Genomic DNA, 22720 nt, shown 5'->3' on the forward strand with positions numbered 1-22720 from the left:
TCGAGTGGATGGGATGGTGCTCACCGGGCAGCGCCGCCGAGCACCCGCAGTCCGGGCAGCGCCCGACCGGAGTAGTCGAAGAGCGCCTGGTTCTCCCAGCCGTCCCCGGAGGACGGGTCGGCCGGATCCCAGCCGGCCCCGTCGACAGCCGTCCAGGTCGGCTCCCAGTAGAAGAGACCGAGCGCACCCGGTACGGCGGCGACGGTGTTCACCATGTCGCGGATCGCCTCGGCCTGCCCGGTCGGGGTGGCCGGATAGCCGCCGGCCTGTTGCAGGGTGGCGTCGAAGATGTTCGCCTGGTGGTCGTGCTCGGCGAGCGTGAAGCCGTACCCGGTCTCCACCACCAGCACCGGCCTGTCGTAGCGGGCGGTCAGGTCCAGCAGGTTGGCCTGGAGCGCGCCGAGCGGGCCGTGCCAGTACGTGTAGTGCGAGACGGCGATCAGGTCGAACGGCACGCCCCGGCTGACCGCGTTGTCGAACCACCAGCGGTGGCCGCCGTTGTTGCCGCCCTCGGCCAGGTGCAGCGCGACAGTCGTGCCCGGTGCGGCGTCGGTGACGGCGGTACTGGCGGCGGTGAGCAGCGCGGCCAGCCCGTCCCAGTTGTCCCAGCGCCCGTCCGGCCAGAGCATCCCACCGTTGATCTCGTTGCCGACCTGGACCATGTCGGCCGGGGTGCCCTGCCGGCGCAGGCTGTCCACCACGTCGTGGGTGTGCGCGTAGAGCGCCTCGCGCAGCTGGTCGAAGGGCAGGTCCGCCCAGGCGGCCGGCTTGAACTGCTTGCCCGGGTCGGCCCAGGTGTCCGAGTAGTGGAAGTCGATGAGCAGCCCCATGCCGAGCGCCTTGGCCCGGCGGGCCTTGGCCAGCACGTCCGCCTTGTCGCTGAACCCGTCGGCCGGGTCCACCCAGACCTTCAGCCGGGCGTAGTTGACCCCGTTGTAGGCGAGGATCCGCAGCGCGTCGCCGGGCCGCCCGGTGTGATCGGCGTAGACCGCGCCGTGGTGCTCGTTCTTGGTCAGGTGCGAGATGTCGGCTCCGACGATTCGCAGCGCGGGGGCGCCGGCCGGCCGGCTGGCCGGGGTGACGGCGAGGTCGTCGAAGTGCGCCCAGTCCCCGGCGTTGCCGTCCGAGACCAGTGCCACGGTGCACCGGCCGGTGCTGACCCGGGTGGTGACGGCCACCTCCACCCACCACTCGGCACCGGTGCGCGGCAGGTCGACCCGCCGGGCCGGGCCGCCGCAACCGGTAAGCGCGACGTACGCGTCGCGCTGGCCGCCGCTGACGCGCACCGAGACCCGCAGCGTGTGGTCCCCCCGGCGCAGCCCGGTGAGCCGCTGGTACGTCTCGACCCGGTAGGGCCGGTCGGCCCAGTGGGTGAGCCGGTTGGCCCCGCTCCGACCGCCCGGCTCGACGAAGCTGGCGGAGCGCTGGCCACGCACGGACCAGCCGGTCGGGGACCCGTCGGAGGCGGTCGCCTCGAAGCCCGGGTTAAGCACCGTCGCCGGACTGCCGGGATCGGCCGCCGCCGCTCGACCGGGACCGGGTACGACCACGGCGGCGACGAGCGCGAGTGCCCCGAGGGCGAGTTTGCGGTTAGGCATCAGTGCACGTTCCTCCTCGACGAACACCGGGCGACGCCTGTCCGTCCCGGCAACTGGCTGGGAGCGCTCACAGCCCGTTCTGTCTCGTGCTGAACTGGCAGTACCGACGATCTTCCGAAGGATATCGACGAAGTGCGTTGTGAGCGCTCACGGAACCATCACGGTGGATCGATGTCAAGGGGCCCGCGCTGCGAGCGCTTGGTCAGCAACGCAGCACGCGTACGCCGCCGGCCGGCACCCGGCAGACGCCCCGGTGGAAGGTGCCGTCCAGCAGGTCGGTGCCGGTGGTGCCGGGCAGCTCCAGCTCCCGGTCGGTGTGGTTGACCGCGACCAGGAACCGGCTGCCGTCGGCTCCGGCCCGGCGGACGAGTTCCACCCCCGCGGGCATCCCGTCCGGCGGGACCAGCCCGGCGTCCCGGTACGCCGCCCGGAGCACCGGGGCCAGGTCGGCGGCGTCGAGCCGGGTGGAGATGTACCAGGCGTGGCCGGAGCCGAGGGCGTGCCGGGTCACCGCCGGCCCACCGGCGGCCGGACCGTCCAGATAGCTCAGCACCGGTGCGGCGCCGTCCGGCACGACCACCTCGGCCCAGACGTCCCCGACCAGCTCCCCGGCCGAGTCGTCCCCGACCAGCTTGCCGACCAGCTCCCCGGCCGAGTCGTCCCCGACCAGCTCCCCGGTCGGGTCGACGCCGTCGGCGCCGAGCCGGACCGTCTCGCCGGACCGCAGCGGCAGGAACTCCTGCACGGTCAGCCCGAGCAGCTCGCGCAGCGCCCCCGGGTGCCCGCCGGGGTGGATGGCGTCGTCGGCGTCCGCGATGCCGGAGAAGTACGAGACCAGCAGCGTCCCGCCGCCCGCCACGTACCGGCGCAGGTTCTCCGCCGCGGCCGGGGTGGTCAGGTAGAGGCTCGGCACCACCACCAGCCGGTAGCCGTCGAGCGCCCGCTCCGGGTGCGCGAAGTCCACGGTGAGCCGGTCCCGCCAGAGCCGCTCGTAGTAGGCGGCCATCCGCTCCCGGTAGTCCAGGTCCACCGAGGGCCGCCAGTCCAGTTCCAGCGCCCACCAGGACTCCCAGTCCCAGAGCACCGCCGCGTGGGCGACCACCCGGGTGCCGCGCAGCGGTTCCAGGCTGGGCAGGTCGGCGCCGAGCGCCACCACCTCGCGCCAGATCCGGGTGTCGGTGCCGCCGTGCGGCAGCATCGCGCTGTGGAACTTCTCGGCACCGAACCGGGAGGCCCGCCACTGGAAGAAGAGCGCCGACTCGGCACCCCGGGCCAGGTGGGCCAGGCTGTTGCGGCGCAGCTCGCCGGGGCGCTTGGCGATGTTGCGGGGCTGCCAGTTCACCGCCGAGGTGGCGTGCTCCATCAGCAGCCAGGGCCGGCCGCCGGCCACCGCCCGGGTCAGGTCGGCGCACATGGACAGCTCGATGTGGTTGTCCGGCTCCTCGGCCCGCAGGTAGTGGTCGTTGGAGACCACGTCCACCTCGGCGGCCCAGCGCCAGTAGTCGATGGTCTTGCAGTTGGCGATCATGAAGTTCGTGGTCACCGGCACGCCGGGGGAGAGCCGGTGCAGGATGTCCCGCTCCCGCCGGAAGTTGGCCAGGTGGGCGTCGGAGGAGAAGCGCAGGAAGTCGAGCTGCTGGGTCGGGTTGACCGAGGTCGGCGCGGCGTACGGCGGCTCGATCTCGGCCCAGTCGGAGTAGCGCTGGCCCCAGAAGGTGGTACCCCAGGAGGCGTTGAGCCGGTCCAGGTCGTCGTCGTGCCGGTTACGCAGCCAGTCCCGGAACGCCTCGGCCGAGGTGGCGCAGTAGCAGAGCGCGTTGGCGCCGCCGTACTCGTTGTGCGAGTGCCAGAGCACCAGCGCCGGGTGCCCGGCGTAGCGGCGGGCGAGCTGTTCGGTGATCCGCGCGCTCGCCTCGGCGTACGCGGGGGAGCTGGGGCAGAACGACTGTCGCGCCCCGCCGCCTAGTGTCGTCCCGTGCCGGTCGACGAGCCGGGCCTGCGGGTGACGGCGCCGGAACCAGGCCGGCGGTACGGCGGTCGGGGTGGCCAGGTCGACGCCGATCCCGCCGTCGTGCAGCAGGTCGAGCAGCCGGTCGAACCAGCCGAACTCGAACCGGCCCTCGGCCGGCTCGAGCAGCGCCCAGGCGAAGATCCCGACGCTCACCAGGTTCACCCCGGCCACCCGCATCAGCTCGACGTCCTCGGCCCAGACGGATTCGGGCCACTGCTCGGGGTTGTAGTCGCCGCCGTACGCCAGCCGGGCCAGTCGGGGCAGCGGCCCGGCCCGGCCGGCGGAGTCCTCGGCGGCGGCCACGAGTTGCGGGGTCTGACTCATGCGGGCTCTCCGTACTGTGCGCGCTCCCAACGGTAGTGCGCATGATTGCACACGGATCTACAAGGCGAACAAGTGCTGAACCGTGTCTTGACATGATCGATCGCCAGTCCAAGACTGTGAGCGCTCCCAGTTGTTTCTGGTCGATCACCAGCCGATGACACCACGGAAACTGAGAGGTTGAGATGACCCGTACGCTCGGTGCGAAGATCCTCGCGGTGGCTCTCGGCGCCAGCCTGGTCGCCGCCTGCACATCCTCGTCCGACGACGACCCGGCGGAGCCCACCGGCCCGGTCGAGCTGACCTTCTGGTCCTGGACGCCGAACATCGAGAAGCTGGTCGACCGGTGGAACGCCGACAACCCGGAGACCAAGGTGACGCTGAGCAAGCAGGCCGGCGGCGGGGACATCGTCACCAAGCTGCTCACCGCCGCCAAGGCGGGCAACCCGCCGGACCTCGCCCAGGTCGAATACCAGTCCCTGCCGACCCTGGTCAGCAACGACGTGCTGGCCGACATCGCCGAGCAGGCCAAGCCGCTTCAGGAGAAGTTCGCCGAGGGCAACTGGCAGCAGGTGACCCTCGGCACCGACGCGGTGTACGCGATCCCGCAGGACGCCGCGCCGATGATGCTCTACTACCGCGCCGACCTCTTCGGACAGTACGGGCTGACCGTGCCGAAGACCTGGGAGGAGTTCGCGCAGACCGCCCGTAGCCTGCGCGGCAAGACGAAGAAGCACCATCTCACCACCTTCTCGGCCACCGACCCGGGCTGGTTCGCCGGGCTGGCCCAGCAGGCCGGCGCGAACTGGTGGTCGATCGACGGCGAGTCCTGGCGGGTCACCGTCGACGACGCCGGCACGAAGAAGGTCGCCGACTACTGGGGCGGGCTGGTCGCCGAGGGCGTGGTCGACGGCAAGCCGATGTACACCCCGGAGTGGAACAAGGCGCTCAACGACGGCACCCTGCTGGCCTGGCCGAGCGCGGTCTGGGCCCCCGGCGTGCTCGTCGGCAACGCGCCGGCCACCAAGGGCAAATGGGCGATGGCGCCGCTGCCACAGTGGAACGCCGGCGAGAACAGGACCGGCAACTGGGGCGGCTCCTCGACCGGGGTCACCGCCGCCTCGAAGCACAAGACGGCAGCGGTCCGCTTCGCCACCTGGCTGAACAGCGACCCGGCCGCCACCACCATGCTGGTCCGGGACTGCGCGGTCTATCCGGCCGCCCGGGACGCCCAGTCCGGCCCGGCGCTCGCCTCGCCGCCCGACTTCTTCGCCAACCAGGCCGACTTCTATCCGCTGGCCAAGCAGATCGCCGACACCGCCGCCGGGGTCACCTGGGGGCCGAACGTCAACGTCACCTACGAGACCTACCAGGACGCGTTCGGCAGGGCGATCACCGCCAAGACGCCGTTCGGCGCGGCGGTGGACGCGATGCAGACCGCAACCGTGGAAGACATGCGCAAGAACGGCTTCACCATCGCCGGCTGACCGAACGGAGATTCGATGCGAACGGCCACCCCCGGGGTGCGCCGCCGGGGAAGACGTACGGGCATCCCGTACGTCTTCCTCGCCCCGGCGGTGATCCTGTTCCTCGCCTTCTTCCTCGCCCCGATCGGGTACGCGGGATATCTGAGCCTGCGCAAGGTCCGGGTCTCCGGGCTGGGGCTCGGGCGGGGCTCCCGGACCGAGGTCTTCGCCGGGCTGGAGAACTACCGCAACGCCGTCACCGACTCAGAACTCTGGTCCGGGGTGCTGCGGGTGCTCGGCTACGGCGCGCTGCTGCTGCCGACCATGCTGGGGCTGGCACTGCTCTTCGCGCTGCTGCTGGACCGGCCCCGGGCCCAGCTCGCCCGGTTCAGCCGTACCGCGATCTTCCTGCCGTACGCCGTGCCGGCGGTGATCGCCAGCCTGCTCTGGGGCTTCCTCTACCTGCCGGCGACGAGTCCGCTCAACGACCTGCTGGCCCGGTTCGGACTGCCCGAGCCGGACCTGCTCGGCACCGACGCGGTCTTCTACGCGGTGGTCAACATCGCCCTCTGGGGCGGCGTCGGGTTCAACATGATCGTGCTCTACACCGCGCTCCGGGCGATCCCGCCGGAGCTGTACGAGTCGGCCCGGCTGGACGGTTGCAACGAGATCCAGATCGCCCTCCGGATCAAGATCCCGCTGCTCGCGCCGGCCCTGGTGATGACCACGCTGTTCACGATGGTCGCCACGTTGCAGGTGTTCAGCGAGCCGATGACGCTGGCCCCGATGACCAACTCGATCCCGTCGACCTGGACCCCGCTGATGAAGGTCTACCGGGACGCCTTCGCCACCGACGACCGGTACGCCGCCGCGGCCACCTCGGTGCTGCTCGCCGCGACCACCCTGGTGCTGTCGCTCGGCTTCCTGCGCCTGGTGCAGCGGCGGGCCTTCGGACAGGAGCAGTAGCGATGGCCGGACGAGCAGCAGCAATGGCCGGACAGGAGCGGTAGCGATGGCCGGAACCGACACCGTCTCCACCCCGGCCACGGTCGCCGGGGCCGGACTGCCGGCGCGCGACCCGGCGGGCGGTGCGCCCGCGCCGGGCCGGCTCGGCCGACTGGTCCCGACCGTGGTCCTGCTGGTCGGGGCGCTCTACTGCCTGCTGCCGGTGGCCTGGGTGCTGGTCGCCGCGAGCAAGGACGCGGCCAGTCTCTTCACCAGCTCCACCTTCGCCCCCGGCGACGCGCTGCCGGGCAACCTCGCCGACGTCTCGACGTACCGGGACGGGCTGTTCTGGCGGTGGATGCTGAACACCCTGCTCTACGCCGGGGTCGGTGCGGCGCTCTCCGCGGCCGTCTCCGGGCTGAGCGGCTACACCCTGGCCAAGTTCCGGTTCCCGGGCCGGGCGGTGGTGTTCAACGTACTGCTGGCCGGGGTGCTGGTGCCGCAGATCACCCTGGCGGTTCCGCAGTACCTGCTGCTGGCGAAGGTGGGGATGACCGACACGTACTGGTCGGTGCTGCTGCCCAGCATCGTCAGCCCGTACGGCATCTACCTGGCCCGGATCTACGCGGCGGCGGCGGTGCCGGACTCGGTCGTCGAGGCGGCCCGGGTCGACGGGGCGGGCGAGTTCGGCATCTTCCGCCGGGTGGCGCTGCCGATGATGGTGCCCGGCCTGGTCACCGTCTTCCTGTTGCAGTTCGTGGCGATCTGGAACAACTTCCTGCTGCCGTTCATCATGCTCGCGAACGACGAGCGGTTCCCGGTAACGCTCGGCCTCTACACGCTGCTCAACCAGGGCAACACCCAGCCGGCGCTCTACCGGCTGGTGATCGCCGGGTCGCTGGTGTCGATCATTCCGCTGGTGGCGCTCTTCCTGTCGCTGCAACGCTACTGGCGGATCGACCTGCTCTCCGGCGCGACCAAGGCGTGACGGGGCGTGGCGGCGGGCGACGGGGCGGGGGCGAGCCGTGTCACAAGCTCCGGTGCCGCCGCCGGGTGCGGACGCAGGGACAATGACAGGGTGACCGCGCCTGACCGCAGCCGTACCCGCCGGACGAGGCCCCGCCCGACCATGGACGACGTGGCGGCGGTGGCCGGGGTATCCCGGGGGACCGTCTCCCGGGTGCTCAACGGCGGGCACAACGTGAGCGGCCCCGCGCTGGAGGCCGTCCGCCGGGCGATCCGCAAGACCGGGTACGTGCTCAACCAGCACGCCCGGAGCCTGGTCACCCAGCGCTCGGACTCGGTCGCCTTCATCCTCTCCGAGCCGCAGGACCGGCTCTTCGAGGACCCGAACTTCAACATCCTGCTCCGGGGCTGCACCCAGGAGCTGGCCGAGCACGACATCACCCTGCTGCTGACCATCGCCGGCACCTCCGAGGACCGCAAGCGGGTCGGCCGGTACGTCACCGCCGGGCACGTGGACGGGGCACTGGTGATCTCCACCCACGCCGGCAGCCCGCTGCTGGACGAGCTGGACGCCCGGGGGCTGCCCTTCGTCGCCGTCGGCCGCCCGCTCGGCTGGGACCGCGAGGTCAGCTACGTCGCCGCCGACGACCGGGGCGGAGCCCGGCAGATGGTCAGCTATCTGCGCTCCCGGGGACACCGGACCATCGGCACCATCACCGGCCCGCTGGACACCTCGGGTGGCGTCGACCGGCTCGCCGGCTACCACGACGTGCTCGGCGAGACCGACCCCCGGCTGGTGGTGGCCGGCGACTACACCTCGGACGGCGGCGAGGCGGCGATGGAACGGCTGCTGCGCCAGGCGCCCGAACTGGACGCCGTCTTCGTCAGCTCCGACCTGATGGCCACCGGCGCGATCGCCGCGCTGCACCGGGCCGGCAGACGGGTACCCGAGGACGTCGCCGTCGGCGGCTTCGACGACTCCAAGGTCGCCAGCACCTCGGTACCCCGGCTGACCACGATCCGGCAGCCGTGGGCCCGGATCAGCGCCGAGATGGTCCGGCTGCTCCTGGGCCACCTGGCCGGCGACTCGCACGCCGCGGTCATCCTCCCCACCGAGCTGGTGGTCCGGGAGTCCGCGTAACGACCGGGATGTCCGGACCTGCCCGGGGCGGGCACGGTGATCCGCCCGGTTCCGCGCTCGATGATCTGGCACGCTGGAAGGCGTGCTGATGGTGCCGGTACGCCAGCTCGGAGAGGCCGAGCGCGGCGCGGTGGAGCGGATCCTCGACCTCGACCCCTTCGCCGCCGCGCAGGTGGCCGAGCGGGTCGCCGCGAACGGCCTGTCCTGGTGGCGGGCCGACGGTCGGGTGCTCGGCTACGGCACCCGGGACAACCTCGAGTCCGTCTGCTGGCTCGGCGGGCAGGTCACCCCGGTCTGCGCCGGCCGGCCGGCGATCGCCGCCTTCGCCGAGGCGCTCGGTGCCGAGGAACGCACCTGCTCGTCGATCGTCGGGCGGGCCGACGGGGTGCTCGGGCTCTGGGAGCGGCTCTCCGGGCGGTGGGGACCGGCCCGGGACGTACGCCCGAACCAGCCGCTGCTGATGACCGGCTCGGTGCCGCAGGTGGCGCCGGACCCGGAGGTACACCCGGTGCGCACCGGCGAGATCGACGCGCTGTTCCCGGCGGCGGTGGCGATGTACACCGAGGAGGTCGGCGTGTCGCCGCTGGCCGAGGATGGCGGGCGGGCGTACCGGCAGCGGGTGGCCGAGCTGGTCCGGGCCCGCCGGGCGTACGCCCGGATCGTCGACGGCCAGGTGGTCTTCAAGGCCGAACTGGCGGTCGTCACCCGGCGCACCGCGCAGATCCAGGGGGTCTGGGTCGATCCCGCCTGGCGGGGGCGGGGGATCGGCGTCGCCGCGATGGCGGCGGTGGTCCGGGACGCGCTGGCCCGGGTCGCCCCGACCGTCAGCCTCTACGTCAACGACTACAACGTCCCGGCCCGCCGCGTCTACGAACGCTGCGGCTTCCGCTCGGTCGGCACCTTCGCGACCGTGCTGTTCTGAAGCACCTTCGCGACCGTGCTGTTCTGAGGCAGCTTCGCGACCGTGCTGTTCTCAGGCAGCTCTGCCGTGCTGATCCGAGGCACCCTCGCCGCCGCGCCGGTCCGGGCGGCGGAGGTGTTCACCAGGCCCGCAGGTACTGCTCCGGAGTGTGCACGGCCGCGCCGAGTTGCTGCGCCGCGCGACGCGGCCAGTACGGGTCGCGCAGCAGTTCCCGGCCCAGCAGCACCAGGTCGGCGTCCCCGCCCGCCACGATCGCCTCGGCGTGCTTGGGCGCGCTGATCAGTCCCACCGCGCCGGTCGGCACCTTGCTCTCCCGGCGTACCCGGGCCGCCAGCGGCACCTGGTAGCCCGGACCGAGCGGGATCTCGGCCTCCGGCACGCCCCCGCCGGAGGAGCAGTCCACCAGGTCGGCGCCGGCCTCGGCGAGCAGCCCGGCCAGCAGCACGCTGTCGGCCGGCGTCCAGCCGCCCGGCACCCAGTCGGTGGCCGAGATCCGGACCAGCACGGGTACGGCGTCGCCGACCGCCGAGCGGACCGCCCGGGTCACCTCGACAGCGAGCCGGCTCCGCCCTTCCAGGTCACCGCCGTAGTCGTCGGTGCGCTTGTTGACCAGCGGGGAGAGGAACTCGTGCAGCAGGTAGCCGTGTGCGGCGTGCACCTCGACGGCCCGGAACCCGGCCGCCAGCGCCCGGCCGGCGGCCTGTCCGAACGCCTCGACAACCCGGTCGAGTCCGGCCCGGTCCAGTGCCGCCGGTGTCCGGTAGGACGGTGCGAACGGTTCGGTCCCCGGCCCGACCGGCGGCCAGCCACCCTCGGCGTCCGGCACCCCGCCCTTCGTCGGCGACCAGGGCCAGTAGGTCGACGCCTTGCGGCCGGCGTGCGCGAGCTGCACCGCCGGCACCGCCCCGGCGGCGGCGACGAACCCGGTGACCGGCCGCCAGGCGTCGACGTGCGCGTCCGACCAGAGCCCGGTGTCCCGGGGACTGATCCGGCCCTCCGGCACGACCGCGGTCGCCTCGCTGATCACCATCCCGACCCCGCCGACCGCGCGGGCACCGAGGTGTACCCGGTGCCAGTCGGTCGGCAACCCGTCCGGCCCGGCCGAGTACTGGCACATCGGCGACATCACGATCCGGTTCGGCAGCGTCAGGCCGCGCAGCGTCAACGGACTGAACAGCACACTCATCCTCGCCTCTTCCTCCGGCGCCCCGGTCGGGGCGCCGAGCTGCAATGCTCTCCCACCGCCGACGGTCTCCCACCGCCGACGGACAGCCGACGGTGGGAGACCACGGACCGACGGGGCCGGCGTCAGGCCGGTTGCGGAGCGGGGTCCCGGTCCCGGGTCGGCCGCCCGGTCGGCGGCTCCTCGTCCAGCAGCTCCCGCCGGCCGGCCGAGTCGTACGCGGCCCGGTCCAGTACGCCCTCCCGGGCGGCGACCACGGTCGGCACCAGGGCCTGCCCGGCGACGTTCGTGGCGGTCCGGATCATGTCCAGGATCGGGTCGATGGCGAGCAGCAGGCCCGCCCCGGCCAGCGGCAGGCCCAGCGTGCTCAGGGTCAGCGTGAGCATCACCAGCGCGCCGGTCAGTCCGGCGGTGGCGGCCGAGCCGACCACCGAGACGAAGGCGATCAGCAGGTAGTCCAGCGGGCTCAGGCTCACCCCGAAGACCTGGGCGACGAAGATCGCCGCCAGCGCGGGATAGATCGCGGCGCAGCCGTCCATTTTGGTGGTCGCGCCGAACGGCACGGCGAACGAGGCGTACTCGCGCGGCACGCCGATCCGCTCCACCGAGCGCTGGGTCACCGGCATGGTGCCGACCGACGAGCGGGAGACGAAGGCGAGTTCGATCGCCGGCCAGGTGCCGGCGTAGAAGCGCAGCGGGTTGAGCTTGCCGGCGACGAGCAGCACCAGCGGGTAGACCACCAGCAGCACGATCGCGCAGCCGATGTAGACCGCGGTGGTGAACTTGGCCAGCGGCGCCAGCAGGTCCCACCCGTACGCCTCGACGGCGTGGCCGATCAGCCCGAGGGTGCCGAGCGGGGCGAGCCGGATCAGCCACCAGAGCGCCTTCTGGGTGATCGCCAGCAGCGCCCGGTTGAAGTTGACGAACGGCTCGGCGGCCTGGCCGACCAGCAGCGCGGCGATGCCGGCGACAACGGCCAGGAAGACGATCTGGAGAACGTTGTTCTCGACGAACGCGCCGACCGGGTTCTCCGGGATGATCCCGGTGAGGAAGTCGGTCCACGATCCGGTCCGCTCCGGTGCCTCGGCACCGGCGACGTCCAGCGTGACGCCCCGGCCCGGGTTGGTCAGCAGACCCAGCCCGATGCCGACGCTCACCGCGATCAGCGCGGTGATGCCGAACCAGAGCAGGGTCTTCAACGCCAGCCGGGCGGCGTTGGCCACCCCGCGCAGGCTGACGACGCTGACCACCAGGGCGGTGAAGACCAGCGGCGGCACGGCGAGCCGGAGCAACTGGACGAAGATGCCACCGATCTGGTCGAGGGTGGTGCCGAGCCAGGAGATGTCGCCGGCCCGGGCCAGGTAACCCAGTGCGACACCGAGCACCAGACCGGCGAGGATCTGGACGGAGAACGGAATTCTGCGAAGTGCGGAAATCATCGGGAGGTCCCAACGTCTGGATCCGGCGGGCGGGGTACTGGCCGCCGAGGGCGCCGGATCGGCGGGCTGCGGTCGGTGATCTCTGATCCGTGGATCTATCGATCTGTGATCTGTTGATCTCTCGATCCGTGATCTACGCCGGAGGCGATCTCTGATCTGCGGGGGGAACGCGTCAGCCGCGACAGCAACCGCTGGCCTGTAGTCGGAGATCGACATACAGGCGCACGGTCAGGAACCAGACGTTGGTCATCGTCCGCTGACGATACGACGCCGGAGCCGGCAACGAAAGGACAGATCTTGGTGAGACGCCTTACAGCTCACCTGGGACGGCTGTCCGACAGGCCGGCTGTCATCCGGGGTACCTCTCCGGCGGCCCGCCCCCGGCACGGCCGGACGGCGCGGCGGGCGCCCGGGACGCGGCGGGCTCCCGGGCGAGTCCGAGGATGAGCCCGGCGGCCACCCCCCAGACGGCCAGGTCCAGCAGGAGCAGCCGCTCGACCGCACCCGTCAGGACGCCCCGGCCGACCAGCAGCAGGGCCAGGCCGGCGACCGCCGACAGCGGCAGCGCGACAGCGGCGGCGACGACCGAGAGCCGGCGCAGCGCCGGGGCCGACCGGCCCGTCCCGACCGCGTCGTCCAGGGGCGGCGGGCCGCCGACCGGCCGCGTCCCGGCCACGCCCCGGGGCGCCGGGAACGGGAACAGGTCGCGCGGTGGTCCGGCCACGGCCAGCATCGCGAAGACCGTGCCCGCCACCGCTGCGATACTGGCACCGCCGTGCACCAGGTCGGCCAGGGTCACCCGGTCGAAGGGCGGCAACGGGCACTGGGCCCGGCAACTCACCCCGGCCGAGAGCGCCGTCGCGACCGCGCTCGCCAGAAGCAGCCCGGAGGCCAACCGCAGCCAGCGGGGCAGGGCCGCGCCGAGCAGTACCTGTCCGGCGGCGACGGCCAGCAGGCCGATCCGGTACGGCCACACCGTGCTGCTGCCCGAGGCGCCGGCCTCGCTGACGTACCCGCCGAGGTCCGGAGCCGGACCGGCGAACACCGCGACGGCCACCGCGACCGTGCCGACCAGCACGCAGGCCGCGGCGCCGAACGCGACGGCCGGCCGACTGACCGCCGTCACCGCTGGGCGCCGGCCCCTCCGACGACCGGGCCATCGACGTCGGTCTCCCGGAGGACGTGTGCCTGCACCATGTGGCCAAACCTATCCCGCCGCCCGACAGCCGGTAGAGGATCCGTTGGGCAGGCCCTAAAGTGTGGGTCGATCACCACGACCCGCCGGGACGGTCGGCGCTGCCTGCCGGTGCGGTCGTGGCCGACCACAGCCCCTGGACGGGCCGGAGCGACGAGCTGAGGCGGACATGCGACTCCCGGACGGGCTACCCGCGGACATCGACCTGACCCGACCCAGCGCCGCCCGGGTCTACGACTATTTCCTGGGCGGCGCGCACAACTTCGAGGTCGACCGGCAACTCGCCGAGCAGATCGCCGGGATGACGCCGAACCTGGCCGAGACGATGCGGGCCGGTCGGGCGTTCCTGCGCCGGGGCGTACGGATGCTGGTCGGCGAGGGCATCGACCAGTTCCTCGACATCGGCTCCGGCATCCCCACCGTCGGGAACGTGCACGAGGTCGCCCAGGCCGTCAACCCGCAGGCCCGGATCGTCTACGTCGACATCGACCCGGTGGCGGTGGCGCACAGCCGGTCGATCCTGGCCGGCAACGAGTACACCGGTGTGGTCCACGCGGACCTGCGGGAGCCGGAGCGAATCCTGGCCGAGGTCGGCAAGCTGGGCGTGCTCGACCTGGACCGGCCGGTCGCCGTACTGCTGGCCGGGGTGGTGCACTTCGTCCCGGACAGCGACGACCCGCACTCGATCCTGGCCACCCTGCGCGCCGCCACCGTGCCCGGCAGCTATCTGCTGCTCTCCCACTCCACCCACGAGGAGCAGCCGCCGGAGATGCTGGACGCGCAACGCCTCTCCGCCCGGACGGCGACCGAGATCACGCTCCGCTCCCGGGCCGAGATCGCCGCCTTCTTCGGTGACTTCACGCTCGTCGAGCCGGGCCTGGTGCACATGCCGCTGTGGCGGCCCGACGACCCCGCCGACCCGGGGGAGCACCCGGAGCGGCTCGGCGCGTTCGGCGGCGTGGGCCGGCACGACCGGGGCGCGGGCTAGCGGTGTCGACCCCCGTCACCGGAGCCGCTGGGGACGAGTCGCCGGTCGCCACCGCCGTCCCGGAGACCGCGCACCCCGGCGACCCGCAACCCGCGCCGTCCGGCGGCTCGGAGATCGTGCACCCCGTCGAGCCGCAGCCCGCGCCGTCCGGCGGCTCGGAGATCGTGCGTGCCGGCCACGGGGAGTCCCGGCACCCCGGCCCCCCGGAACCCGCGCACGCCGCGGATTCCGGGCACCCCGAGGGCTCCGCGCCGCCCGGATCCGGGTTCGACCGTTCCGGGGCGCAGCGGTACGCGCGACGCTGGGCCCGGGAGGTGTCCGACCGCGGTTTCGTGTCGACGAGCACCGCCGAGACCGAGCGGCTGCTGCTGGCCAAGACCGTACGGCTGGCCCGGGCGGTACTCGCCGAACCGTTCAGCGCGCAGCCCGGGTACGACACCGGCCGGTCCCTGGTCGAAGCCCACCTGGCCGAGCCGGACATGCTGGACTGGTCGGTACGCGCCCTCGGCGAGCAGTTCCGCCCGCTCGTGCTGCCCACCCTGCCCGAGCCGGCGGCGGCGACCCGGATCGCCGCCCTCCAGGGTGCCCTGTCGGCCGGATTCGCCGGCGCGCTGCGCGAACGCACCCTGCACCAGCAGGAGCGGATCGCCCGAGCCGCCTGGGAGGCCCGGAACGAGGTCGAGCGGGCCCTGCGGGACAGCGAGGCACGGTTCCGGGCGGTCTTCGTCGACGCGGCGATCGGGATCGGCATCGCCGACATCGACGGTCAGGTCATCGAGGTGAACCGGGCCTTCGCCGAGCTGCTCGGCTACTCGGTCGCCGAACTGCGGCAGATCAACGTGGCCGCACTGTTCCACCCCGACGACGCGGCCGGGATGTGGGAACTGTACCAGGAGCTGATCGAGGGCAAGCGGGACGCCGTACGGGTGGAGAAGCGCTACTACCGCAAGGACGGCAGCGCGGTCTGGACGGACCTCGCCGTCTCGCTGATCCGGCACGACGACGGGCGGCCCCGGTTCACCGTGGCGATGGTGGAGGACATCACCGAACGGCACCGGTTGCAGCAGCGGCTGCGTTACCAGGCGTCGCACGACCCGCTGACCGGGCTGCCGAACCGTACCCTCTTCTTCGACCGGCTCGGCGAGGTCTTCGCGGCCGGCGGGCCGGACGACCGGGTCGGGATCTGCTTCCTCGACCTCGACGGCTTCAAGGCGGTGAACGACAGCCTCGGCCACGACCTCGGGGACAACCTGCTGGTCACGGTGGCCCGGCGGCTGGCCGACTGCGTCGCCGGGCAGGGACACCTGGTGGCCCGGATGGGCGGCGACGAGTTCGTGATCCTGCTCGACCACGACGCCGGCTGCCGGGCGGTCAAGGCGGTGGCCGACCTCGCGCTGGCGGCGGTCGCCGAGCCGGTGCAGATCGGCAAGCACCGGCTCTCGGTGTCGGCGAGCATCGGCGTCGTCTCCGGGCCGCTCGGCACCACCTCGGTCGCCGAACTGATGCGGGCCGCCGACGTGACCCTCTACTGGGCCAAGGCCGAGGGCCGGAACCGGTGGGTGAGCTACGACCCGGCCCGGCGGGCCCGGGAGAAGACCCGGTCCGCTCTGGTCGCCGGCATGTCGGCGGGACTCCGGCGGGACGAGTTCACCATCGAGTACCAGCCGATCGTGACCCTGGCCGACGAGACCATCTGCGCGGTGGAGGCGCTGGTCCGGTGGCAGCATCCCGAGCTGGGCCTGCTCGGCCCGGACGAGTTCATCGGGCTGGCCGAGGAGACCGGGCTGATCGTCGAACTCGGCCGCTGGGTGCTGACCCGGGCCTGCGAGGCGGCCAGCCGCTGGTACCGGGAGTTCCCCGACGCCCGACTGGTGGTCAGCGTGAACCTGGCCGCCCGGCAGGCCCGCGACCAGGCCGTCGTCGGCACGGTCTCGGAGGTGCTGCGGCAGACCGGCCTCCCGGCCGACCTGCTGCAACTCGAACTGACCGAGAGCGCGGTGATGGCCACCGCGGGCGAGCCGCTGCCCGCGCTGCGCCGGCTGGCCGCCCTCGGGGTACGGCTGGCGATCGACGACTTCGGCACCGGGTACTCCAACCTGGCGTACCTGCGCCGGCTGCCGATCCACAATCTCAAGCTCGCCGGCCCGTTCGTCGAGGGAATCCGGTCCAGCGACCGGCAGGGCCTGGTGGACGGGCGGATCGTGGACGCGCTGGTGCGGCTGGCCCACGCCCTCGGGTTGACGGTCACCGCCGAGGCGGTGGAGACGCTCGGCCAGGCCGACCAGCTCCGGGCGTTGGGCTGCGACGCCGCCCAGGGCCGCTACTTCGCCGCGCCGTCGGCGGAGGGCCAGATCGCCAAGTGGCTCACCGCCCGGGCCGAGCGGCGCCGGGACGGCCTCCCCACCGGGGACCGCACGGCCTGACGTCCGCGCCGCCCGACCTGACGCCGGGTGGCTGCCCGAGCCGAGGCCGGGTGGCGGATGCGGCGGGACCGGTGCCGGTAGGGCAGTCTGGGAGGCGTGGACATGACCGAGACCGAGTCAGTGGTGACCCTGCTCTGTGGCGTGACGATCCTGGTCGGCGTCTGCGGGGTGATCGTGCCGATCATCCCGGGGCTGATTCTGTGCTGGCTGGGTGTACTGGTCTGGTCGTTCTTCGGCGACGGCGAGGGCTTCGGCCGCTGGGTGGTACTCGGCCTGGCCACCGTGATCGCGGCGCTCGGCACCATCGTCAAGTACCTCTGGCCGGGGCGGAACCTGAAGCGCAGCGGGGTGCCGACGATGTCCCTGCTCGCCGGGGGCGTACTGGGGCTGGTCGGGTTCTTCGTGGTGCCGGTGGTCGGGTTGGTGCTCGGCTTCGTACTCGGGCTCTGGCTCGCCGAGCTGGCCCGGCTCGGGGACGCGAAGCAGGCGTGGCCGTCCACCCGGCACGCCCTGTCCGCGGTCGGGTTGGCCCTGCTGGTCGAGTTGGCGGCGGCGCTCGGCATCACCGGTGTCTGGCTGATCGGCCTCGTCCTCACCTGACCCGGCACCACGTCACCGGGCCGCCGGCCACTGTGGGGGCTGTGTCGTGGTGCGGCGGCGCGGGGCGGGCGTTGGCACGACAGGCGTCGTACCCGGTGAGAGAGGTGACCGCGCCCCGCGCCGCCGCGGGAAGCCGGGTCTTCCGAGAACCCGGCGTCGGGCTCCTGCCGTGGAGCCCGTCAGGTCCGGCTGGGCCGGACCGGCGCGCGGGATCGCGCGCGAAGCCGTCCGGTCAGGCCAGCGACCCGGCGCGCCGACGTCGACATCGACGGCACCCGGTGTGCGATTCCTGCCCTGTCACGCCTTGAATCATGCCGACGTAACAGCAGGTCGGCAACGTAATTACCGGTGTCGACCTCCACCGGGCCGGGGCGGCCGGGTCGCGGTCAGCCGAGCGTCAGCCGAGTGTGATGTCCAGTTCGGGTACGTGCTCGGTGCCGGCGGCGAGTACGTCCCCGGTGAGCCCCGGCGGCAGTCCGGCGCCGGCCGCCAGCCGGTGCACGGCGGCCTGCTGCCCGCCGAGCAGCTCCACGGCCCTGCCGAGCAGCGACGGCTGTTCGCGCGGGCCGAGGTCGCCCGGCTCCGGGAAGCCCCACTGGGCGAGCAGCGCCATCCCGCGCCGGTAGGTGTGCTCCCGGTAGACGCCGAGGTCGTGCCCCCGGTAGACCAGGGCCTTCAGGCTCATCCCCCAGCGGCGCTTGAGCTCGTGCAGCCGGTCGAAGTCGAGCCGGGGCGGCAGTTCGTCGCGCAGCGCCACGCTCGGGGCCAGGAACTCAGAGGCGAACGCGGTGGCCTGCCGTTCCAGCAGTTGACTGCCCGGCTCGGCGTCGTGGTGCATCAGCAGGTGGCCCAACTCGTGCGCGGCGTCCATCCGGGACCGGGCGTGGTCGTCCTTGCCCGGGTTGAGGAAGACGAACGGACGCTGGCCGTACCAGTGTGAGAAGGCGTCGACCCGCTCGGAGACGTCCGGCAGGGCCAGCACGATCACCCCGGCGGATTCCAGCAGCCGCACCACGTGCGGTACCGGGGCGGCACCGAGGCCGAACGCCTCCCGGGCGGTGCCGGCGGCGGCGCGTACCTCGGCCGGGCCGATCGGCTCGGCCAGCTCCAGGTGCGGCAGCCGCAGCCGGGGGAGCCGGAGCTGGCGTTCGACCACCTCCACCACCCGCCAGGCGAGTTCGCCGAACGCCTCCGCCTGGTCCCGTTCGGCCTGGCTTGTCGTGCGGAGGCTGCGGAAGTGTGCCTGCCCGGAGGTGACCGGGACGGAGAAGCCGGCGGCGAAGAACTCGACCGGCATCGAGAGCGCCAGGGCCAGCCGGGCCAGCGTCGCCGCCGACGGGCGGGCCTGGCCCAGCTCGTACTGGCTGACCGCCGCCGCCGTGACCCCGACCTGCCGGGCCAGCTCGTTCTTGCGTATCCGCCGCCACCTACGGGCCAGGGCCAGGGCGTGCGGCGCGAACGCGGCGGCGGCCGCGGCGGCGGGTACCGGCGGGCGGAGCCGACCCGTCACGCCGACCGCTCGGCCGACCGGCCGTGGTCGTCGCTCTGCAGGGCGAGCAGGTCCAGCTCGGGAATGGGCAGCTCGTCGGTGCGCGGCTGCGGCACGGCGCCGTCGACGATCGGCAGCGGCGTGGCGGCGGTGGCCGGCTCGCCGAACCAGAGGCGTACCTCGAACCAGGGCGAGCCGCCGTCCCGGTTGTCCCGGGGCAGCCCGATGTACGCCACCGGCTCGCCGGTGACGATGTCGCCGGTGTGCGCGATCCGGACGTGCCGCTTCGGCGGTGCCACCCGGGCGAAGAGTTCGGCGAACTGTTCGGTGTCGTCGAAGGCGAGCTGCCCGTGCCGGCTGTTCTCCACGGCACCGCCGAGCCGGGCCTCGCTGCCCTCCCAGCGGATCGACTCGATCCCGCCCTGCAACGAGTAGAGCCGGACGACGTAGCCGGCGCAGAGGACCTCCAGCGAGTTGTCCTCCAGCCGGACCCCGATCCCGTCCAGAGTGTCGAACTCGGCCTTGCCCAGGTTGGTCAGGTTGCGCCACACCGTGGTGCCGAAGCTCATCGCGTCGTCGCCGAGTTCCGGCTCGTGCCGGTCGGCCGCCCGCCGGTAGACCTGCTGGATCAACCGGCCCAGCCGGTCGAGTACGCCCCGCTCGTCGAGTACCGCCACCGCGTCGTCCAGCAAGCCCATGCGGGAAAACCTAGCCGATGCGCCGGATGATGTTGCCGAAATCAAGTGCCGACACGCCATGGCCCGCCCCGCACCGCGCCCGCTCGGCGCGGCGTCGCCGGTGATCGGTTGACGTGGATCCCGGCGGGGCGGACGATCTCGACAGAGGCGTGACGACGGTCACAGTCTCCATCCCCCCGGATGGCAGGAGACACCGATGAGCGCATCCACCCGGTCGACCGGTACCCCGGTGGTGGCCGAGGCCGACCTGGACGAGCAGCGCCTGGCCGAACTCGGCTACCAGCAGGAACTGCGCCGGAAGCTCTCCGGCTTCTCCAACTTCGCGGTCTCGTTCTCGATCATCTCGATCCTGGCCGGCGCGATCACCTCGTACGGCATCGCGATGACCGCCGGTGGCCCGCTGGCGATCACCCTCGGCTGGCTCGTCGTCGGCGGCATGGTGACCCTGGTCGCCCTCGCCATGGCCGAGATCTGTTCGGTCTACCCGACCGCCGGCGCGCTCTACTGGTGGGCGGCGGCCCTGGCGAAACGGAACAAGGCGGCCTGGGCCTGGTTCGTCGGCTGGTTCAACTTCCTCGGCGAGGTGGCGGTCACCGCCGCGATCGACTTCGGGGCCGCGATCACCACCTCGGCGTTCCTCAGCCTCACCTTCGACCTGGCGGTCACCCCGGAACGCACCTTCGTGGTCTTCCTGGTGATCATCGTCGCGCACGGCCTGCTGAACACCTTCGGGGTCAACCTGGTCCGGGTGCTCTCCGACGTCAGCGCCTGGTGGCACCTGGTCGGGGTGGCGGTCATCGTCGGGGTGCTGGCGGTGGTGCCCGACCAGCACAAGCCGATCTCCGAGGTCTTCTTCGAGGTACGCAACGCCACCGGCTTCGACTTCTCCGGCGCGGCGGTCTACGCCGTACTGATCGGCCTGCTGATGGCGCAGTACACGTACACCGGCTACGACGCCAGCGCGCACGTCGCCGAGGAGACCCACGACGCGGCCCGGGCCGCACCCCGGGGCATCGTGCTGTCGGTGGTCGTCTCGGTGGTCGCCGGCTTCGTCCTGCTCTTCGCGATCACCTGGGCGATCCAGGACTACGACGCCCAGCGGCAGACCGAGTTGGGGCTGCCGCCGGCACAGATCTTCATCGACGCCACCGGCCAGACGACGGGCACCTTCCTGCTCTTCATCTGCGTGGTGGCGCAGTTCTTCTGCGGGATGGCCTCGGTCACCGCCAACTCCCGGATGGCGTACGCGTTCAGCCGGGACGGCGCGCTGCCCGGCTCGGCGATCTGGCGCCGGGTCAACCCCCGCACAGGTACGCCGACCAACTCCATCTGGCTCTGCGTGGCCTGCTCCACCCTGCTGGTGCTGCCGTCGCTGTGGAACACCACCGCCTACCTGGCGGCCACCTCGATCGCGGTGATCGGCCTCTACATCGCGTACGTCGGGCCGGTCTTCCTGCGCCGACGCAGCCCGGACTTCCGGCCCGGCCCGTGGCACCTGGGCCGGTGGAGCCCGCTGGTCGGCTGGCTGGCGATCGGCTGGGTGGGGGTGATCTGCGTACTCTTCGTGCTGCCGACGACCTCGCCGGTCACCCCGGCCACCTTCAACTACACGATCGTGGCGGTCGCGGTGGTGCTCGGCGCGGCCTGGCTCTGGTGGCTGCTCGGCGCCCGGCACTGGTTCACCGGTCCCCGGCAGAACCTCGTGCCGACCGTCGCACAGCCCGACCCGGAGGTTCCGGACCCCGCCCCCGAACTCGGGACACCGGGCCCGACCCCCGACCCCGCCACACCGGACCCGGACCCCGGGACCCCGGAGGCGGTCGCCGATCCGGCCGTACCGGAGGCGGTTGCCGACCCGGCGGTGCAAGACGCCGCCGCCGACCCGGTGGAACCCGGAGCGGGTCGGGCCGGCGCGGTGGACGGTGCGGACGCGGCCGGCGGGGAGCGCGGATGACGGCCCGGGTGCCGGCGCTGAGCCTGGAGGCGCTCCGGGTGGCGGTCGACGGCGGCGAGATCGACACGGTGGTGCTGGCCCTCACCGACATGCAGGGCCGGTTGCAGGGCAAGCGGTTCCACGCACCGTACTTCCTCGCCGAGGTGCTCGCGCACGGCAGCGAGGGCTGCAACTACCTGCTCGCCGTCGACGTCGAGATGAACACCGTGGACGGGTACGCGATGTCGAGCTGGGAACGCGGCTACGGCGACTTCGCGATGGTCCCCGACCTGAGCACCCTGCGCCGGGTCCCCTGGCAGCCCGGCACCGCGATGCTGCTGGCCGACCTGCGCTGGCTCGACGGCACCGGCGAGGTACTCGCCTCGCCCCGGCAGATCCTGCGCCGCCAGCTCGACCGGCTGGCGGCGCACGGGCTGACCGCGTACGCCGGGACCGAGCTGGAGTTCGTGCTCTACCGCGACTCGTACGAGGACGCCTGGCGCCGGGGCTACCGCGAGCTGACCCCGGCGAACCTCTACAACGTGGACTACTCGCTGCTCGGCACCGCCCGGGTCGAGCCGCTGCTGCGGCGGATCCGCACCGAGATGGCCGGCGCCGGGCTGACCCCGGAGAGCGCCAAGGGGGAGTGCAACCTCGGCCAGCACGAGATCGCCTTCCGGTATGCCGACGCGCTCACCTGTGCCGACCACCACGTCGTCTACAAGAACGGGGCGAAGGAGATCGCCGCCCAGGAGGGCATGTCGATCACCTTCATGGCCAAGCCGAACGAGCGGGAGGGCAACTCCTGCCACATCCACTTCTCGCTGCGTGGCCGGGACGGCCGCTCGGCGATGCTCGGCGACGGGCCGGCCGGGCTGTCGGACACCGGGCAGCGGGTACTGGCCGGGCTGCTGGCCACGATCCCCGAGTACGCGCTGCTGATGGCGCCGAACGTCAACTCGTACAAGCGTTACCAGCCGGGCTCGTTCGCGCCGACCGCGCTGCGCTGGGGCACCGACAACCGCACCTGCGCGCTGCGGCTGGTCGGGCACGGCCAGGGGATGCGGGTGGAGAACCGGCTGCCGGGCGCGGACGTCAACCCGTACCTGGCGATCGCCGCGCTGGTGGCCGGGGCGGTCCACGGGATCGAGGCGGAACTGGAGCTGGAGCCGGAGTTCACCGGCAACGCTTACGCCGACGAGTCCGCGCCCCGGGTGCCGGCCAGCCTGCGGACCGCCGTCGACCGCTGGACGGCCTCGCCGCTGGCCGCCGAGGCGTTCGGGGCCGAGGTGGTGGCACACTACGCCAACCAGGCGCGGGTGGAGTTGGCCGCCTTCGACGCGGCGGTGACGGACTGGGAGTTGCGACGTGGGTTCGAACGACTCTGACGCCACAGATGCCG

The 22720-nt window shown here is 72.7% G+C and carries 17 protein-coding genes; 10 read left to right on the forward strand and 7 right to left on the reverse strand.

All coding sequences use genetic code 11. The features are described 5' to 3' along the window. Positions 1 to 20 precede the first annotated feature (20 nt). Positions 21 to 1598, reverse strand: coding sequence for an arabinogalactan endo-1,4-beta-galactosidase (locus O7626_RS06800; protein ID WP_278060304.1), 1578 nt, complete (start codon positions 1596 to 1598; stop codon positions 21 to 23). A 202-nt stretch (positions 1599 to 1800) separates the two neighbouring features. After that, on the reverse strand, positions 1801 to 3933 hold the full coding sequence (locus O7626_RS06805; RefSeq protein WP_278060305.1) for a beta-galactosidase: 2133 nt from the start codon (positions 3931 to 3933) through the stop codon (positions 1801 to 1803). A gap of 182 nt (positions 3934 to 4115) precedes the next feature. Between O7626_RS06805 and O7626_RS06810 the strand changes: the two genes are divergently transcribed. From O7626_RS06810 to O7626_RS06830, 5 genes are all read left to right on the forward strand, one after another. Beyond that, positions 4116 to 5417, forward strand: a complete 1302-nt coding sequence (locus O7626_RS06810; protein WP_278060306.1) for an extracellular solute-binding protein — start codon at positions 4116 to 4118, stop codon at positions 5415 to 5417. A 15-nt stretch (positions 5418 to 5432) separates the two neighbouring features. Then, positions 5433 to 6362, forward strand: a complete 930-nt coding sequence (locus O7626_RS06815; protein WP_278060307.1) for a sugar ABC transporter permease — start codon at positions 5433 to 5435, stop codon at positions 6360 to 6362. 46 nt (positions 6363 to 6408) lie between these two features. Beyond that, a complete protein-coding gene (locus O7626_RS06820) occupies positions 6409 to 7329 on the forward strand; it encodes a carbohydrate ABC transporter permease (protein WP_278060308.1) in 921 nt (306 codons plus the stop codon). Between the two features lie 90 nt (positions 7330 to 7419). Then, entirely contained in the window at positions 7420 to 8448 is a 1029-nt protein-coding gene (locus tag O7626_RS06825) for a LacI family DNA-binding transcriptional regulator (protein WP_278060309.1), read from the forward strand. A gap of 82 nt (positions 8449 to 8530) precedes the next feature. Then, positions 8531 to 9370, forward strand: coding sequence for a DUF4081 domain-containing GNAT family N-acetyltransferase (locus tag O7626_RS06830; protein WP_278060310.1), 840 nt, complete (start codon positions 8531 to 8533; stop codon positions 9368 to 9370). A 118-nt stretch (positions 9371 to 9488) separates the two neighbouring features. Here O7626_RS06830 and O7626_RS06835 read toward each other — a convergent pair whose 3' ends face one another. From O7626_RS06835 to O7626_RS06845, 3 genes are all read right to left on the reverse strand, one after another. Further along, positions 9489 to 10556 (reverse strand): NADH:flavin oxidoreductase/NADH oxidase, encoded by a 1068-nt coding sequence (locus O7626_RS06835; protein ID WP_278060311.1) that lies wholly within the window; start codon positions 10554 to 10556, stop codon positions 9489 to 9491. A 122-nt stretch (positions 10557 to 10678) separates the two neighbouring features. Next, entirely contained in the window at positions 10679 to 11992 is a 1314-nt protein-coding gene (locus tag O7626_RS06840; RefSeq protein WP_278060312.1) for a dicarboxylate/amino acid:cation symporter, read from the reverse strand. A gap of 349 nt (positions 11993 to 12341) precedes the next feature. Continuing rightward, positions 12342 to 13118: a DUF998 domain-containing protein gene (locus tag O7626_RS06845; RefSeq protein WP_278060313.1), complete on the reverse strand. Its 777-nt coding sequence runs from the start codon at positions 13116 to 13118 to the stop codon at positions 12342 to 12344. 238 nt (positions 13119 to 13356) lie between these two features. On the opposite strand from O7626_RS06845, the gene O7626_RS06850 reads away from it, so the two are divergent. From O7626_RS06850 to O7626_RS06860, 3 genes are all read left to right on the forward strand, one after another. Next, positions 13357 to 14175: an SAM-dependent methyltransferase gene (locus O7626_RS06850; RefSeq protein WP_278060314.1), complete on the forward strand. Its 819-nt coding sequence runs from the start codon at positions 13357 to 13359 to the stop codon at positions 14173 to 14175. Between the two features lie 2 nt (positions 14176 to 14177). Beyond that, a complete protein-coding gene (locus O7626_RS06855; RefSeq protein WP_278060315.1) occupies positions 14178 to 16598 on the forward strand; it encodes an EAL domain-containing protein in 2421 nt (806 codons plus the stop codon). A gap of 96 nt (positions 16599 to 16694) precedes the next feature. Next, positions 16695 to 17198 carry a DUF456 domain-containing protein gene (locus tag O7626_RS06860; protein WP_278060316.1) on the forward strand — a complete coding sequence of 168 codons (504 nt, stop codon included), beginning with the start codon at positions 16695 to 16697 and terminating at the stop codon, positions 17196 to 17198. 397 nt (positions 17199 to 17595) lie between these two features. Here O7626_RS06860 and O7626_RS06865 read toward each other — a convergent pair whose 3' ends face one another. Together O7626_RS06865 and O7626_RS06870 are read right to left on the reverse strand one after the other, a co-directional pair. Further along, a complete protein-coding gene (locus O7626_RS06865; protein ID WP_278060317.1) occupies positions 17596 to 18708 on the reverse strand; it encodes an XRE family transcriptional regulator in 1113 nt (370 codons plus the stop codon). After that, a complete protein-coding gene (locus O7626_RS06870; protein ID WP_278060318.1) occupies positions 18705 to 19385 on the reverse strand; it encodes a hypothetical protein in 681 nt (226 codons plus the stop codon). The genes O7626_RS06865 and O7626_RS06870 overlap by 4 nt, the downstream gene beginning before the upstream one ends. 196 nt (positions 19386 to 19581) lie before the next feature. Here O7626_RS06870 and O7626_RS06875 point away from each other — a divergent pair, with 196 nt between their 5' ends. Then, positions 19582 to 21339, forward strand: coding sequence for an amino acid permease (locus tag O7626_RS06875; RefSeq protein ID WP_278060319.1), 1758 nt, complete (start codon positions 19582 to 19584; stop codon positions 21337 to 21339). Beyond that, positions 21336 to 22706, forward strand: coding sequence for a glutamine synthetase family protein (locus O7626_RS06880; protein ID WP_278060320.1), 1371 nt, complete (start codon positions 21336 to 21338; stop codon positions 22704 to 22706). Before O7626_RS06875 ends, O7626_RS06880 begins: the two co-directional genes overlap by 4 nt. Positions 22707 to 22720: the final 14 nt, after the last annotated feature.

Origin of the sequence: Micromonospora sp. WMMD1102 (genome assembly GCF_029626265.1) — a bacterium.
GTDB lineage: Bacteria > Actinomycetota > Actinomycetes > Mycobacteriales > Micromonosporaceae > Plantactinospora.